Source organism: Streptomyces sp. NPDC004284 (assembly GCF_042874035.1).
Lineage (GTDB): Bacteria > Actinomycetota > Actinomycetes > Streptomycetales > Streptomycetaceae > Streptomyces.
Map to the genome: position 1 here is coordinate 47,253 of NZ_JBIAMJ010000025.1, position 14,355 is coordinate 61,607.

At 73.5% G+C, this 14,355-nt stretch carries 15 protein-coding genes and 1 riboswitch; of the genes, 5 read left to right on the forward strand and 10 right to left on the reverse strand.

The features are described 5' to 3' along the window. Positions 1-300 precede the first annotated feature (300 nt). The 3 genes from ACFYUS_RS37140 to ACFYUS_RS37150 all read right to left on the reverse strand — a co-directional run bounded on the left by ACFYUS_RS37140 (position 301) and on the right by ACFYUS_RS37150 (position 3,884). Positions 301-1,035, reverse strand: a complete 735-nt coding sequence (locus tag ACFYUS_RS37140; protein WP_388862387.1) for a transglycosylase family protein — start codon at positions 1,033-1,035, stop codon at positions 301-303. 3 nt (positions 1,036-1,038) lie between these two features. Then, a riboswitch (cyclic di-AMP (ydaO/yuaA leader) is annotated at positions 1,039-1,213 on the reverse strand. A 258-nt stretch (positions 1,214-1,471) separates the two neighbouring features. Beyond that, positions 1,472-2,506, reverse strand: a complete 1,035-nt coding sequence (locus tag ACFYUS_RS37145; RefSeq protein ID WP_388862389.1) for a transglycosylase family protein — start codon at positions 2,504-2,506, stop codon at positions 1,472-1,474. A gap of 94 nt (positions 2,507-2,600) precedes the next feature. Then, positions 2,601-3,884, reverse strand: coding sequence for a cytochrome P450 (locus ACFYUS_RS37150; RefSeq protein WP_388862391.1), 1,284 nt, complete (start codon positions 3,882-3,884; stop codon positions 2,601-2,603). A gap of 86 nt (positions 3,885-3,970) precedes the next feature. Here ACFYUS_RS37150 and ACFYUS_RS37155 point away from each other — a divergent pair, with 86 nt between their 5' ends. Further along, positions 3,971-5,179, forward strand: a complete 1,209-nt coding sequence (locus tag ACFYUS_RS37155) for a globin domain-containing protein (RefSeq protein ID WP_388862393.1) — start codon at positions 3,971-3,973, stop codon at positions 5,177-5,179. Here the strand turns inward: ACFYUS_RS37155 and ACFYUS_RS37160 are convergent. The 3 genes from ACFYUS_RS37160 to ACFYUS_RS37170 all read right to left on the reverse strand — a co-directional run bounded on the left by ACFYUS_RS37160 (position 5,176) and on the right by ACFYUS_RS37170 (position 7,875). Further along, positions 5,176-6,141: a nucleoside triphosphate pyrophosphohydrolase gene (locus ACFYUS_RS37160; RefSeq protein ID WP_388862395.1), complete on the reverse strand. Its 966-nt coding sequence runs from the start codon at positions 6,139-6,141 to the stop codon at positions 5,176-5,178. The genes ACFYUS_RS37155 and ACFYUS_RS37160 overlap by 4 nt on opposite strands. 19 nt (positions 6,142-6,160) lie before the next feature. Beyond that, entirely contained in the window at positions 6,161-6,811 is a 651-nt protein-coding gene (locus ACFYUS_RS37165; RefSeq protein ID WP_388862397.1) for a SurA N-terminal domain-containing protein, read from the reverse strand. Between the two features lie 80 nt (positions 6,812-6,891). Continuing rightward, positions 6,892-7,875 carry a glycosyltransferase family 2 protein gene (locus ACFYUS_RS37170; protein WP_388862400.1) on the reverse strand — a complete coding sequence of 328 codons (984 nt, stop codon included), beginning with the start codon at positions 7,873-7,875 and terminating at the stop codon, positions 6,892-6,894. A 126-nt stretch (positions 7,876-8,001) separates the two neighbouring features. Here ACFYUS_RS37170 and ACFYUS_RS37175 point away from each other — a divergent pair, with 126 nt between their 5' ends. Then, a complete protein-coding gene (locus ACFYUS_RS37175) occupies positions 8,002-10,368 on the forward strand; it encodes a YfhO family protein (protein WP_388862403.1) in 2,367 nt (788 codons plus the stop codon). Here the strand turns inward: ACFYUS_RS37175 and ACFYUS_RS37180 are convergent. Genes ACFYUS_RS37180 through ACFYUS_RS37195 form a run of 4 tightly spaced genes read right to left on the reverse strand, consistent with a single transcriptional unit; the run spans position 10,271 to position 12,571 of the window. Continuing rightward, on the reverse strand, positions 10,271-10,630 hold the full coding sequence (locus ACFYUS_RS37180) for a hypothetical protein (RefSeq protein ID WP_388862405.1): 360 nt from the start codon (positions 10,628-10,630) through the stop codon (positions 10,271-10,273). The two genes, ACFYUS_RS37175 and ACFYUS_RS37180, sit on opposite strands and share 98 nt — an antisense overlap. Then, positions 10,627-11,277: a GNAT family N-acetyltransferase gene (locus ACFYUS_RS37185; RefSeq protein WP_388862407.1), complete on the reverse strand. Its 651-nt coding sequence runs from the start codon at positions 11,275-11,277 to the stop codon at positions 10,627-10,629. Before ACFYUS_RS37185 ends, ACFYUS_RS37180 begins: the two co-directional genes overlap by 4 nt. 41 nt (positions 11,278-11,318) lie before the next feature. Beyond that, a complete protein-coding gene (locus tag ACFYUS_RS37190) occupies positions 11,319-11,846 on the reverse strand; it encodes a GNAT family N-acetyltransferase (protein WP_388862410.1) in 528 nt (175 codons plus the stop codon). Then, on the reverse strand, positions 11,843-12,571 hold the full coding sequence (locus tag ACFYUS_RS37195; RefSeq protein WP_388862412.1) for a DUF2625 domain-containing protein: 729 nt from the start codon (positions 12,569-12,571) through the stop codon (positions 11,843-11,845). The genes ACFYUS_RS37190 and ACFYUS_RS37195 overlap by 4 nt, the downstream gene beginning before the upstream one ends. 66 nt (positions 12,572-12,637) lie before the next feature. Between ACFYUS_RS37195 and ACFYUS_RS37200 the strand changes: the two genes are divergently transcribed. From ACFYUS_RS37200 to ACFYUS_RS37210, 3 genes are read left to right on the forward strand one after another with little or no spacing between them, the layout of a single operon-like run. Then, positions 12,638-13,012, forward strand: a complete 375-nt coding sequence (locus ACFYUS_RS37200; protein WP_351191364.1) for a PadR family transcriptional regulator — start codon at positions 12,638-12,640, stop codon at positions 13,010-13,012. Further along, on the forward strand, positions 13,009-13,590 hold the full coding sequence (locus ACFYUS_RS37205; RefSeq protein ID WP_388862415.1) for an HAAS signaling domain-containing protein: 582 nt from the start codon (positions 13,009-13,011) through the stop codon (positions 13,588-13,590). The genes ACFYUS_RS37200 and ACFYUS_RS37205 overlap by 4 nt, the downstream gene beginning before the upstream one ends. Positions 13,591-13,649: 59 nt before the next feature. Then, positions 13,650-14,258 (forward strand): GNAT family N-acetyltransferase, encoded by a 609-nt coding sequence (locus ACFYUS_RS37210; protein WP_388862417.1) that lies wholly within the window; start codon positions 13,650-13,652, stop codon positions 14,256-14,258. Positions 14,259-14,355 lie beyond the last annotated feature (97 nt).

Sequence of the window (14,355 nt, forward strand, 5' to 3'; positions counted from 1 at the left end):
GGGATGTGACGCTGGATGTGACGCAAGGTCGATGCAGGGTCGCTTGGCCTTGCGACAAGAGCCTAACCGGCGCGGGGGCTCCGGCCCGCCGCGCGCCCGCCCCCTGGGACGAAAAAGGACCCAAGGGCACGCATCACGGGACGAAGGGCCCCAGATCTACTGGACGGTAACCGTCGGGGCCCCCAAAGAGGGGAACCCCGGTCCGGCGCGCACGGGGGAAGGGCACGCCGGACCGGGGTGGTCACCGCGGGAGGGTCGTCGGGGCCGCGTGAGCCGCCGGACTCACGCGGGCCGCCGGGCTCACTTCAGGTGGAGCTGCTGGCCCGGGTAGATGAGGTCGGCGTTCTCGACGACGTCCTTGTTCAGCTCGAAGAGCTTGGCCCAGCCGCCCTCGACGCCGTGCGCCTGGGCGATCCTGCTGAGGGTGTCGCCGGTGACGACCTTGTACTCGCCGTCGCCCTTCTTGACCTTCTTGCCGGTCGGCGTGGTGACGGTCTTCTTGGCGTCGGCCTTCGGGGCCTTGCGGTGCTCGCTGCGGGTGGTCGGCTGCTCGGCGCGACGCTCCTGCTGCTTCGGGGCGGCCTGCTGCTGCGGGGCGGACTGCTGGGTCTGCTCCGGAGCGCTCTGCTGCGGGGTGCTCTCGGCGGCGCCGCCGTCGTAGGAGGCGCTGGAGAGGCCGACGCCGCAGCTCGGCCAGGCACCCTTGCCCTGGCCCGCGAGGACCTTCTCGGCGATGGTGATCTGCTGGGACTTGGACGCCAGGTCGGCACGCGGGGCGTAGGCGGTGCCACCGAAGGCGGCCCAGGTGGAGTTGGTGAACTGCAGGCCGCCGTAGAAGCCGTTGCCGGTGTTGATGGCCCAGTTGCCGCCGGACTCGCACTGGGCGACGGCGTCCCACTCGGAGGTGGTGGCGGCCGAGGCGGCGCCCGCGGTCAGCAGCGGGGCGGCGACGGCGACACCGGTGACGCCGACGAGCGCGGCGACCTGGGCGGCCCTGGAGGAACGACGGTGTTTGCCCTTGGCGGAAAACAGCATGGGGATTCTCCTCACCGACGCCTGTGAGGTGAGCTGTCGGGTTCGGGCCGGAAAGTTGCCCGGCCGCGTGTCCTGGCACGCGGCTTCACCCCAAGCCGGTCGTCCGTCCGTCTGTCTCAACGGCCGGGACCGGCACTTACCTTGGGTCCCCCACTCCTGCCTTCGGCGCTTGCGCGACGACTGTTCCCATCGGCCGACGGCAGGATTCGGCGTTTCGGTCGACGGGGCCCGCGGTGGCGAGCGGTGACGACCGTAGACACAGACCCACCGGAAGTTCAAAGAGGCCGATTGCGGAAATATCGCCCCTGCTTGCCCTCCGGTGGGTGGCGTTTGCGCAGGTGAGAGGTGACGGGAGCAAAGTTTGCGGACGTGGCACGCCAGTTGGGGCGAAGAGACCCATGTCTCACTTGCCCAGAACCGGACATAAGCCCGCGAACTAACCTGCCGTCGCCGTCGAACCCTCCGTCAGGTCAAGGCTCTGACCAGGGAGGATGAGGTCCGGGTCGACGCCGACCGTCTTCTTGTTGGCGTCATAGAGGGCGGCCCAGCCTCCGGGGAGTTCGTTCTCCTCCGCAATGCCGGACAGGCTGTCACCCGGCTGCACGGTGTATTCGCCCGAAGTGCCCTGACTGTCCGTTGTGCCCGAATCCTTCGCGGCATCGGTCGCCGAGGGAGTGCCGAGCGCCCCCGCGGCCTTGTCCGCGCTCGATGCGTGCCGACCGGATTCAGTAGAACTGTCCACCTTGCCGGATTCCTCCGGGGCGGCCTCGCCCCGGTGCTTGCCGGTGCCGGGCGTGGCCGACGACACGTCACCCTTCGGCGCGTCAGAAGAATCCGGCGTACCGGGCGTAACGGACGCATCGTGCGTGACCGGGGCCGCCGGGGTGGTGGGCGCGGCCGGGGTGGCCGGCACGGCGGAGGCGGCGGAACGCGCCGGGCCGGTCGGCGCGGCCGGGGTCGCGGGAGTGGCGGGGGTCACGGACGTGGCGGACCGTTCGGCCGCCCCTTCGGTCCCCGCGGTGCGGTTGGACTCGGGGAGGGGGCCCGTGGGGGTCGTCGGGACGGCCGTCGGGCCGGGGTTCACGCCGGTGGCCTTGCCGTCGTTCTTCAGGCCGGCGATCGGCGCGCAGGTGGCCCACTCGTCGCTGCCCCTGTCGAGCGCCTTCTCGGCGACCGCGATCTGCTGGGCGCGGCTGGCCAGGTCGGGGCTGGGCGCGTACGCGAGGCCGCCGTTGCGCTCCCAGCTGTCCTGGGTGAACTGGAGGCCGCCGTACATCCCGTTGCCGAAGTTGGCGCTCCACTGGCCGCCGGACTCGCACTCGGCGACCCGGTCCCAGGTGGAGGCGTCGGCGGCGGAGGCGGATCCGGTGGCGAGCAGCGGCAGCGCCATGGCGGATCCGGTCACGCCCGCGGCGACGACGAGGGCGGGGGCCTGACGGGGGCGACGGTGTCGTCCGTTCCCGGAACGCATAGAAGCGCCTTTCGCGTGACGGCTGAGACTGCCGGGAAACGTAGCCGCATTCGAATGTCCGTCACAAGTCGATGGACCGCCGATCACGCGAAGATCACATTTCTGATGGTTCGTCAGTAACCAAGAGGGGTACGGAAGGGGAGAACTCCACTGGAAGCGTGCGCAAACCACGCATGATGAGCCCGCCGCGCCATCGCAGTTCGGCCGGATCGGCGGCAAGTCGCAGGTCCGGCAGGCGAGTCAGCAGGGTCGCGAGCGCCGTCTGTCCTTCGAGGCGGGCGAGCGGCGCGCCCAGGCAGTAGTGGATGCCGTGCCCGTAGCCCAGGTGCTGGTTGTCGCGCCGGGCGAGGTCGAGGACGTCCGGCCCGTCGAAGCGCTCCGGGTCCCGGTCGGCGGCGGCGAGCACCACGAGCACCGGGTCGCCCGCCGGGATCTCCTGCCCGCCGATGGTCAGCGCCCGCGTCGCGTACCGCCAGGTCGCCATCTCCACGGGCCCGTCGTACCGCAGCAGCTCCTCGATCCCGGTCTCCAGGAGTCCGGTCTCCCCGGCGGCGAGCGAGGCCTGGAGCCGCGCGCGCTGCTCGGGATGACGGAGGAGCGCGTAGAGCCCGTTCCCCACCAGATTGACCGTCGTCTCGAATCCGGCGAAGAGAAGGATGAACGCCATGGCGGCGGCCTCGTTCTCGGTGAGGTGCTCGCCGTGGTCGGAGGCCTTGATGAGCCCCGAGATCAGGTCGTCGCCCGGCTCCTCGCGCTTGCGGTGGATGAGCTCGGCGAGATAGCCGCGCATCTTCTTCACCGACCGGGCGACCCCGCCGCGCGGCCCCCCGCCGTGCCGGATCATCATCCCGGCCCAGTCCCGGAAGTCGTCCTGGTCCTCCGCCGGCACCCCGAGCAGGTCGCAGATCGCGTAGATGGGGAGCGGGAAGGCGAACTCGTGGATGAGGTCGGCGCTGCCCCGCTCCACGAAGGAGTCGATGAGCCGGTCGGTCAGCTCCTGCACGCGCGGCGCGAACTCGGCGACCCGGCGCGGGGTGAAGGCCTTCGACACGAGCCGCCGCAGCCGGGTGTGGTCCGGCGGGTCGATGTTGAGCAGGTGCGTCATCAGCTCGGCCTTGCGCTCGCCCGGGATGCCCGTCTTCCCCTTCGCGTGCGGGGACTCCTCGTGGTGCGCCGGGTTCTTGGAGAGCCGCTGGTCCGCGAGGGCCTGCCGGGCGTCCGCGTACCGGGTCACGAGCCAGGCCTCGACCCCGCTGGGCAGCGTCGTCCGGTGGACGGGCGCGTGCTCCCGCAGCCAGGCGTAGGCGGGGTACGGATCGCTCGCGAACTCCCAGGTGAAGAGGTCGGGCGCGGGGGCGGGGCCGGGGGTCGTACTCACGTCACGACCGTACAGGGCGGCCCGGGCGACACGTCCGGGGAGAACCCGCACCCGGGCGGTGCGGGTCGTGCCTTAGATTCTTGCCAGTGGATCACCAGCTGCTCAGAAGCACGTTCGCGGTCGTCGAGAGACGCGCCGAGCACGCCGTGGCGTTCTTCTACTCGCACCTCTTCTGGAACAACCCCGGTGTGCGCGAGCTCTTCCCCGAGGACATGGTCCCCCAGCGGGACCGGCTCCTCGCCGCGCTCACCCATGTGGTGGCCCACCTGGAGGACCCCTCTCTCGCCGGCTACCTCGGCCGGCTGGGCCGCGACCACCGCAAGTTCCTCGCCTCCCCCGCGCTGTACGCCGGGGTCGGGGAGAGCCTGCTCGCCGCCTTCGCGCACGCCACCGGCTCGGCCTGGACCATCGAGGCGGAGAAGGCCTGGACCGAGGCGTACGGGCTCGTCGCCGATCTGATGCTGGCCGGGGCCGCCGAGGCGGAGGCGGCCGGGGAGCCCGCGTGGTGGGACGCGGACGTCGTCCGGCACGAGCGGTACGGCGACGACCTGGCCGTCCTCACCCTCCGCCCCCGGCAGCCCCTCCCCCACCTCCCCGGCCAGTACGTCGGCGTCAGCTCGCTGCGGGTCCCGCGCGTCTGGCGCACCTACTCCCTCGCGGACGCGCCCCGCCCGGACGGCACGGTCGAGCTGCACGTGAGCCGGATCGCGGGCGGCGCGATGAGCACGGCGCTGGTCGACGAGACGCGGCCGGGCGAGGTGCTGCGGCTCAGCGCCCCCGGCGGCGGGCTCACCGCGCGGACCGCGCCGGGCGGACTCCGCACCTATATATGCGGCGGTACGGGCTGGGCCCCGGTGCGGGCGCTGCTCGCGGAGGCCGCCGAGACCGAGCCGGAGCTCGAAGGGCGGCTGTTCGTGGTGGCCCGCGCGCGGGAGTACCTCTACGGACGCGAGGACGCGGAGCGCCTGAAGGAACGCCTCCCCGGCCTGAACGTCACCTACATCACGGCCGCGCCCCGGCAGCGCAAGGACCGGGCGACCGAGCGGCTCCTCCAGGCCCTGCGGGCCTGCGGCCACTGGCCCGCGCACGACGTCTACCTCGCCGGGCCGCCGGGCTTCGTGACGGAGGTCGCCGAGGTCCTGGAGGAGCTCGGCACCGACCCGGACCGGATCCACCACGACGCCCTGCCGTCCGTGGGCCGCTTCACCACCCGCCCCGGCACCGCCGCCGAACGCCTCCTGGGCCCCCCGGCCCCCCTCTGGCACGACCCGGAGGCCCGGGCGCCGCGCGGCTAGGGCTCCAGACCCTCCGCGGCGCGGATCGCGTCCCGGTACGTGCGGGCCGCCGCGCGCAGGGCCGCCTCCGGGTCCACGCCGGAGGACTCGGCACGGGCCGCGAGGGCGAGGAGTTCGTAGCCGATGCCGTCGCCGGCCGGGAGCTTCACGTCGAGGGAGGCCGCGCGGACCCGGCCCGCGAGCTTCGCGGCGAGCGCGAGCCCCGGCTGGCCGAGCGGGATCCCGTCGGTGAGGGACTCGCGCTGCTTCTCGATCGCCTTGGTGCGCTGCCAGTGCGCCTGGACGTCCTCGGGGGTCTCGGCGGTCGCGTCGCCGAAGACGTGCGGGTGGCGGTGGATCAGCTTCTCGACGAGCGTCCCGGCGACGTCGTCCACGGAGAACGGCTCCTCCGCGTCCTCCTCGGCGATCCGGGCGTGGAAGACGACCTGGAGCAGGACGTCCCCGAGCTCCTCGCGGAGCTCCCGCCGGTCGCCCTCCTCGATCGCCTCGACGAGTTCGTACGCCTCCTCGATGGCGTACTTGGCGAGCCCCCGGTGGGTCTGGCGCGAGGTCCAGGGGCATTCGCGGCGGACGCGGTCCATGACCTGCACGAGGTCCAGGAGCCGGGCGCCGGGCAGGTCGTACGAGCCGGGCAGCAGCTCCAGGTCGGGCATGGACACCCGGCCGGAGCCGGCGAGCCGGGCGAGGCCGTCGGTCAGCGCCCTGTCCCCCTCGCCGGAGGGCAGCAGCAGGACCGTACGGCCTCCGGCGCAGGCCTCGACGAGCTCCTCGGCGGTGGGCCGGGCGTGCTCGACGGCGACCCCGGCCTCCCGCAGGTACGGCAGCTGGGGGTGGTCCTCGTCGGGGCAGAGCACCCGGTCGGCCCCGTGCAGCGCCTGCCAGGCGGGCCAGGACAGCAGTCCGGGGGCCACGCGGTGGCTGGCGGTGAGCAGAACGATGCGGCCGGGGCTCTCAGAAGTCACCCTTCGAACCTACCCCGGGTCAGGCGCCCGCCTGCACGGCCGTGGGGTCCTGGCTGATCTGGCGGAGCCAGGGCGCGCCGTCGTAGCCGGTGTCGAGCCGGATCTGGGCGTTGTCCCAGCGGCCGTAGCGCGGGTTGACGTCGATGGCGAGGTCCTTGGCCGCGGCGGAGAAGACCTCGGTCAGCTTCTTCTGGCCGGCGGGGTCGTCGGTGACGCCCAGCTTCTTGGCGATCTTGTTCATGAGGACGTTGCGGCGGACGACGTCGTCGATCTGGCCGGGCGCCACGCCCTGCTCCTGGAGGAGGACGGCCGCGAGCTGGTCCTCGCCGCCGGACTGGCGGACGAAGGCGGTCCGGGTCTGCTGGAGCTCGGCGCGGGTGGCGCTGACGCCGTTGTCCTCGGCGACCTTGTCGACGACCCGGTCGAAGATCATGGCGTTGAGCTTGCGGCGGCTGAGGTCACCGGTGGCGGCCACCAGCTGGGCGGACTGCGGCGAGGCCTTCTGGGCGGCCCGCACGTCCTCGACCTGGGCCTGGAGGCTGGACACCTCGATCCGTTCGCCGCCGACGACGGCCGCCGCTCCTGGGTGGGCGTCGCTGCCGCAGGCGGTGAGCAGCGGGGCCGCGGCGAGGAGGGCGGCGGAGACGGTGAGCGCAGTGCGGCGGTGCAAAGGAGCCTCCCGGGCTGGTCGTGCGTCAGTTGAACGACCTTGCGGTGATCGATGGTAGGGAGTCGCCGGGGCCGGAGCCACTACTTCGGAGCGACTGTTTCCCACAACGACTCACCCGTCACCCGGGTGTCGGCCGGTTCCGCACCTCCGCCCGTCTCCTTCAGCAGATAGTGCGGCCGGCGCTTCACCTCGTAGTAGATGCGTCCGACGTACTCGCCGATCAGCCCGGCCATCACCATCTGCATGCCGGCGAGGGCGGTGACGGTGACGAGGAGGGTGACGTAGCCGGGGGTGTCGACGCCGTTGACGAGGGCGTCGCCGACGATCCAGGCCGCGTAGCCGAGGGCGACGACGGTGAGGAGGAGGCCGAGGTGGACGGCGGCCCGCAGGGGCTTGTTGTTGAAGGAGAGGAGCCCGTCGAGGCCGTAGTTGAGGAGCTTGCCGAAGGTCCACTTGGAGCGGCCCTGCTCACGGACGGCGTTCTCGTAGGAGAAGGTCGTGGTGGGGAAGCCGACCCAGGAGAAGAGGCCCTTGGAGAAGCGGTTGTACTCGCCGAGTTCGAGGACCGCGTCGACGGCACGGCGGGAGAGCAGCCGGAAGTCGCCGACGCCGTCGACGAGCTCGACGTCGACGAGCCGGTTGATCGCCCGGTAGTAGAGGCGGGCGGTGAGGGTGCGGGTGACCCGGTCCCCCTCGCGGGTGCGGCGGGCGACGACCTGGTCGTAGCCCTCGGCGTGCAGGGCGACCATGCGGTGCACGAGCTCCGGCGGGTGCTGGAGGTCCGCGTCCATGATCACGACGGCGTCGCCGGCGGCGTGCCGGAGCCCGGCGAGCATCGCGGCCTCCTTGCCGAAGTTGCGGCTGAAGGAGAGGTAACGGACCCGGTCGGGGTCGCGCCCCGCGAGCTCCTGGAGGATCGGGAGGGTCCGGTCCCGGCTTCCGTCGTCCACGTAGACGAGCTCGAACTCACCGTCGAGATGGGCGAGTTCGGCGGTCACGTGGTCGTGGAAGCGGGCGAGGACGTCCTCCTCGTTGAAGCACGGGACGACGATCGAGAGCAGCACGCGGACCACGACAACGGAGCCCGGTGACCCGGCCGGTCCGGGTGGATGGCGAGCAGGCGACCATCACGTGAACTGGCCCGCCGGGACGGTCATTTCCGTTGTGTCCGCTGTCATATTCGATCCGTCATGCCGAAGACCAAGCGTTCGTACCTGCTCTCCGCCCTCCTCGCCGCCCTCGCCGTCTGCGGCGGGGACGCCGTCGCCCGGGTGTTCCCCTTCGGGCCGCGCCACCGGGCCGTCAACGACCTCGCCAACCAGTTCGTACCGTTCCACGCGCACCTGTGGGACCTGCTGCACGGCCGGGCGGACGGCGGGCCGCTGCTCGACTGGGGGGCCGGCTGGGGCACGAGCTTCCTGCCCGACTACGGCACCTATCTGTCGAGCCCCTTCGCGCCGCTCGTCGCGCTGTTCCCGCGCGGGGACGTCGAGTACGCGGTGTACGCGATCACCGTCCTGAAGACGGCGGTCGCGGCGGCGGCGATGACGTTCCTGCTGCGCCGCCTCGGACCGGGCGTCTGGTGGTGGGCGTCGGTCCTGGGCGCCTCGTACGCGCTGTGCGGCTGGTCGCTCGCGGAGGGCACGTACAACCCGATGTGGCTGGACGGCCTGATCGCCTTCCCGCTGCTCTGCCTGGTCGGCGAGTGGGCGCGGGAGGGCCGGCGGCCGCTCCTGGGCCCGCTGGTGGTGGCGGTCTGCTGGCTCGCGAACTTCTACACCGCCTACATGGCGACCCTGGGCGCCGCCCTGGTGCTCCTGGTCCGCCTGGCGGTCACGGACGCCTTCCGGTGGCGGACCCTGCTCCGGGCGGTGCTGACGACGGGCGTCGGGATCGGCCTCGCGGCCCCCGTCCTCGTCCCCGTCTTCCTCGGCTCCCGGCACGCCTACCCGGGCGTGGTCCGGGACTTCGCCCCGGCGGCCGGCACGGACGTCCTGGCCCGGCTGCTGCCGGTGACGTACAGCTTCATGACCCCGGCGGCCTTCGTCTGCACGGCGGTGCCGCTGCTTGCGGGGGCGCTGCTCTTCCGCCGGGACGTGCGGGGCAGGGAGCGGTGGCTGTGGGGCGGCCTGTGCGCGGCGGTGGCCCTGTCGATGCAGTGGACCCCGACGCACCTGGCCTGGCACGTCTTCGCCACCCCCAACGGCAGCCCGTACCGGCAGACCTTCGTCCTGTCCGGCGTCCTCGTCCTCGCCGCCTGGACGGGCCTCGCGCACGGCCTCCCGGACCGCCGCGCGCTCCTCGGCGGCGCGGCGGTCGTCCTGGCGCTGACCGCCGGAGCCCTCCCCAGCCCCCTCCTCACCTCCTGGTCCCTGCTCCTCGCGGCCGTGGGCCTGGCGGCGGTGGCGGGCGCGCTCCTCCTCCCCCGCCGGGGCCGGTACGGACTGCTCGCCGCGCTGCTCGTCGCCGGCACCCTGCTCGGGCAGGCGGCGGCGACCACGGCGTACGCGGACCGGGAGCGGCTCGTCCGGCTCGACGACTACCCGCCGTGGGGCCCGGAGCACGAGCGGCGGGCGGCGGCCCTCGCGGCGGCCGACGGCTGGCCCGCGTACCGCACGGACTCCGGCCTCCCCCGGGTCGCGGGCAACGATCCGCTGCTCCTGGGCGGCCAGGGCGCCGCGTACTACAGCAGCCACACCCCGGCGGTCCTCACCGAGACCCTCGCCGCGCTCGGCGGCGGCTGGACCTCACGCGGCCGGAACCTGCTGAGCCTGGACAACCCGGTGACGGACGCGCTGTTCGGCGTCGGCGCGCGCTGGCGGGACGGCGCGGTGGTCCGCACGGACGTCCGCCTCCCCCTCGTGACGGTACGGCCCCCGGGCCCGCCCCCGGTCTACGGCCGGTCGCCCTTCCGCAACCAGGAACTCCTGCTGGGCTCCCAGGTCTACGAGCCCCCGCACGCGGGCGCGTGCCCCGTCGGCACGGAGGTCTTCCTCTGGGCCCCCGACACCACGGGCACGGCCCGCCTCGGCGACCACGAGACCCACCTCCTGGGCGGCACCCCGAAGCGCCGCGCCGCCCTGACGTCCCTCGGCGTCCAGCGGACCCCCGGCCTGAAGCCCGAGCTGCCGGGCCCCGGCGAACTCGGCTGCCTGGACCACGACCGGCTCCGCACGGCGGTCGCGGCCCTCCGCGCCCGCGCCGCGACCTCGGTCCGGGTCACCTCCGACGGCATCCGGGCCACCCTCCCCCCTGGCTCCACCGGCACGGCGGTCGTGGCGGCCCCGCACATCGCGGGCTGGCACTGCGCGGGCGCCCCGGCGACCTCGTACGGCGGCCTCCTCGCCGTCCCGGTCCGCGACGGTCTCACCGAACTCTCCTGCACCTTCCGGCCCCCGGGCCTGCGGGCGGGCCTGGCGGCGGGGGCGGCAGCGCTCCTGGGCCTGGTCGTGGTGGGCGTCAGGACCGGACGATCGCCTCGCCCCGCAGCTCCGGCGGAAGGTGGCGCCGCTCGTCCTCGTGGCGGATCTCCGCTGGTCCGCCCACGGGGAAGATGACGGCTCCGAGCGCGTCGGCGATGCCGGCGACCACGTCGGGCATGGCGCCGAGCGAGATGTGCATCGCCGTCAGGGACGTCACGGCTCCGTCGGTGGGGACGTGGAACTCCGCCTCGCCTCCGTCCTCCGCCCGCAGGAGGACTTCACCGGCGTCCACCGAACCCGCCACCACGTACGGCTCGACCGCCCGGCGAAACGCCTCGACGTCCAGCGCCACCGACTCGCCGTCCACGAACCGGAAGAAGAAGGTCTCCGCGCTCACGGCGCCTCGATCCCGAAGAACTCCTCGCAGCCCTTCAGGCCGGTCACCGTCACCGGTGGGTGGTCCTGGGCGGTCCAGTCCTCGCGGGAGAGGCGGAAGCGGAGGGATTCGACGACCTCGCCGTGGAGGACGTCGCGGGTGATGCCGTCGGGGCGGTAGCCGAGCTTGCGGGAGACGGTGGCCGAGGAGTGGTTGTCGGTGAAGGAGAGGGAGGTCGCCGAGACGGTGCCGAGTCCGGCGAAGGCCAGGTGCAGCATGGCGACGCGCATCTCGGTGCCGAGGCCCTTGCCCTGGTGGTCGAGGCCGAGCCAGGAGCCGGAGACGATCTCGCGGCGGACGCCGAAGTCGACGGCCCGCACGTCCTGGATGCCGAGGGGGCGGCCCTCGTGGAAGGCGACGAGGTTCAGCGCCCAGTTCTGCGGGGTCCACCGTCCGAGGCGGCTCCAGTGCAGCTGGATCACGTGCCGGGCCCGCTCGGCGGGCGGCAGGTCCGTCCACGGCGTCAGGAACGGGCGGGCGCCCGGCGCGTGGACGCCCCGCGCGGCGACGTCGGCCACCTCGGCGAGTTCCTCCCCGGTGGGGAGCCGCAGCTCCAGGCGGGGGGACCGGACGCGGAGGGCCATGAGGGGCCAGTGATCACTGAGCATGGGGGCGAGTCTGCCGAGCCGCCCCCGCCGACCGCACCTCCTTATAGGGGGTGGTCCCGGGAGGCGGTCCGCTCCCAGCGGACCTCGCCGTCCTGTTCCCCGTCCGTCGGCGTCAGGCCGGCCGCGCGGGCCACGGCGGCGGAGGCCGTGTGGGCGGGGTGGACGTGGGCGACGACGGTGCGGACGCCCCGGGCGAGGAGCAGGTCCACCAGCGCCCCGGCCGCCTCGCGGGCGATGCCCCTGCCCTGCCACCCGGTCCCGGTCACCCAGGCGACCTCGGCGGTCCGCCCGTCGTCGGTGAGCGTCGCCTGCACGGTGCCGGCGAGCCGTTCCCCGGCGCGGAGCCGCACCACCCAGTTGCACCAGACGACCGCCGGGTCCGGCGATCCGGCGACCAGCCGCTCGTACCGGGCGCGCAGTTCGGGCGCGGTCAGCGGGGCGCCGCCGATGAAGGCGTGGAGGGCGGGGTCGGCGAGGACCCCGGCCATCTCGTCGGCGTGCGCGACGGCGAGGGGGACGAGGTCCAGGCGGGCCGTCCGTACGGTCGCGTCCCCGGGGCCGTCGCTCACACGGTCCCCAGGAAGCCGGGGTCGGTCCCGTCGAGCTGGAGGGCCGTGTCGTGCGCGAGTCCGAGGAGTTGCTCCAGGGGGACGACCGCACGGCTGGTTCCGGCCAGGTCCTGGTGGGCCTCGGCGGACCACAGGGGCGGATAGAGGCTGAGCCCCTCCCCGCCGGTCAGTCCGGGCACCTCCTCTCGCCAGCCGGGCCAGCGCAGGCCCTCGTAGAACTCCTCGATGCCGCCGCCGAGGACCCAGGACAGCCAGGCCCCGTATCCGGCGCCGATCGCGTCCCAGCGCAGCGAGTCGGGCGCGAAGTAGACCATCTCGCCGGGGCTGCCGGGCAGTCCGGTCTCCTCCTCCGTGCCGCCCTGGATCGCGAAGGCCCCGCCGAGGACGTCGTGGGCGACGACGAGCGCGGCGGCGGGCCGCCAGTCGGCGTCGGGCTCGGCGGGGTAGCCGTTGATCCGGGCGAGGCCGGGCAGGCGCCGGTCGTTGTGGGCGGCCGGGCTGCCGTACACCCGCAGCCAGCCGTCGTCGACGAGCGCCCCGCCGGTGCGGAACAGGAACGCCCCCAGGTACGAGCGGACGGTGACCTGTGTCTGGAGGAGGGTGGACGCCGCCTGTCCGGGGTCGGCGTCCAGCACCTCGACGGGCACCTTCGCCGTCCGCAGCTCCTCTTCGAGCAGCGGCCACGCCGGCTCGTCGACCTCGGTCAGCTCGCTCAGTTCGCGCATCCGGAAATCGTCGCACGCGGTCGTGGGGCGTTGATCGGCGGCACACTCGGAGGTATCTTGCATTACATGGTTCCTGGCGAAGCAAGATCTGAGACGGCGGCCGGAAAGGTCGCCAGTCAGCTGCGCAAGGGCGTACTGGAGTACTGCGTCCTCGCCCTGCTGCGCGACGGCCCGCGCTACGGCGTCGAGATCCTCGACGAACTGGCCGCGGTCAGCGTCATGACCACCAGCCAGGGCACGATCTACCCCCTGCTGTCCCGGCTCCGCCGCGACGGGCTCGTCGACACCGAGCTGCGCGAGTCGGCCACCGGCCCCGCCCGCCGCTACTACACGCTCACCACGCCGGGCAGGACCGCGCTCACCGAGTTCGCCGAGAGCTGGCCGCGCTTCCGCGACGGCGTCGACCACTTCCTGACCGCACCCCACGGAGGCTCCGCATGACCGGCACCGAACACCCCCTCGTGACCGACTACCTGGCCACGATCGAGCGGGAGGCGTCCTTCCTGCCCGCGGGCCGCCGCGAGGAGCTCCTCGCCGACCTGCGCGAACACCTCGCGGTCGCCGTCGGGGACGAGGAGGACCCGAAGGCCGTCCGCACGGCCCTCGAACGGCTCGGCAGCCCCGCCGCCATCGTGGCCGCCGCCCGCGCGGAGGAGCCGGAGGCCCCCGCCGCCGCGACCACCGCCGTCCCGAAGGCGCAGCAGAACCGGACGCGCACGGTCGTCACGGCCGTCCTGCTCGGCATGACGGGGTTCGCCGGCCTCGCCGGCTCCCTCCCCGCCGTGGTCGCCCTGATCGTGGGCCTCGTCCTGCTGTGGACGTCCGACGCGTGGGACCGCGGCACCAAGGTCCTGGCGACCGCCCTCACCCTCGCGACACCGGTCGTGGTCGCGCTCGGCGGCTTCCTCCTGGCCGCCCGCTTCGGCCCGACGGAGCTGCTCGTCATCCTCGCCATCGGCATCGCCCTGCCGGCCACGGCGGCGGTACGCCTGCTCCGCGCCCAGCCCCCGACCGCCTGACCAGGGCCGGAGGCGCAGGCAGTCACCCACCGCCCGACCAAGATCATCACGGGTGCAGAATGACCCGTATGACCCTGTCAAACGCACCGAAGACGGCCACGATCGACGACGCTCGCACGGTCAGCCGCACCCTGGCCTCCGCCTTCGGCGACGACCCGATGATGCGCTGGTTCTTCCCCGACGACGCCTCCCGCGAGACGGACCTCGGCCGCTACTTCACGACCCTGTTCACCCGGCAGTACGGCCTGCACGGCGTCTGCGAGCGCACCGGGTCGGCCGCCGCCTTCTGGGTGTCGCCCGAGGGCGCGGACAAGGCCGTCCCGGACGCGGACACCATCCAGGAGCTCGTGGAGATCCTCGGCGACCGCGCCCCGGTCTTCCAGCAGGCCGTCATGGCGGCCGCCGAGCACGGGCCCGCCGAACCCCACTGGTACCTCGCCGTCATCGGCTCCGACCCCGCCGCCCGGGGCCTGGGCCACGGCTCCGCCCTCCTCCGCTCCGGCCTCGCCAAGGCCGACGCGGCGGGCCTGCCGGTCTACCTGGAGTCCTCCAAGCCGGACAACCTCCCGGTCTACGAGCACTTCGGCTTCACGGTCCGGGGCGAGTTCTCCCTGCCCGGCGGCGGCCCGGTCCTGTGGTCGATGAAGCGGGACCCGCGAACCGCCTGACGGTCGCCGCGGGCCGGACGGGCCCCGCTTCCCTGACGGCACGCGAAACGGCCTCCACCCGTGACGGGTGGAGGCCGTTTCGCGTGCCGTCAGGCGC

Bases quoted from the DNA above. Each gene is read 5' to 3' on its own strand.
- ACFYUS_RS37140 (WP_388862387.1), bottom strand. From the start codon at position 1,035: ATGCTGTTTTCCGCCAAGGGCAAACACCGTCGTTCCTCCAGGGCCGCC.
- ACFYUS_RS37145 (WP_388862389.1), bottom strand. From the start codon at position 2,506: ATGCGTTCCGGGAACGGACGACACCGTCGCCCCCGTCAGGCCCCCGCC.
- ACFYUS_RS37175 (WP_388862403.1), top strand. From the start codon at position 8,002: ATGCCGAAGACCAAGCGTTCGTACCTGCTCTCCGCCCTCCTCGCCGCC.
- ACFYUS_RS37185 (WP_388862407.1), bottom strand. From the start codon at position 11,277: ATGCTCAGTGATCACTGGCCCCTCATGGCCCTCCGCGTCCGGTCCCCC.
- ACFYUS_RS37195 (WP_388862412.1), bottom strand. From the start codon at position 12,571: ATGCGCGAACTGAGCGAGCTGACCGAGGTCGACGAGCCGGCGTGGCCG.
- ACFYUS_RS37200 (WP_351191364.1), top strand. From the start codon at position 12,638: ATGGTTCCTGGCGAAGCAAGATCTGAGACGGCGGCCGGAAAGGTCGCC.
- ACFYUS_RS37205 (WP_388862415.1), top strand. From the start codon at position 13,009: ATGACCGGCACCGAACACCCCCTCGTGACCGACTACCTGGCCACGATC.
- ACFYUS_RS37210 (WP_388862417.1), top strand. From the start codon at position 13,650: ATGACCCGTATGACCCTGTCAAACGCACCGAAGACGGCCACGATCGAC.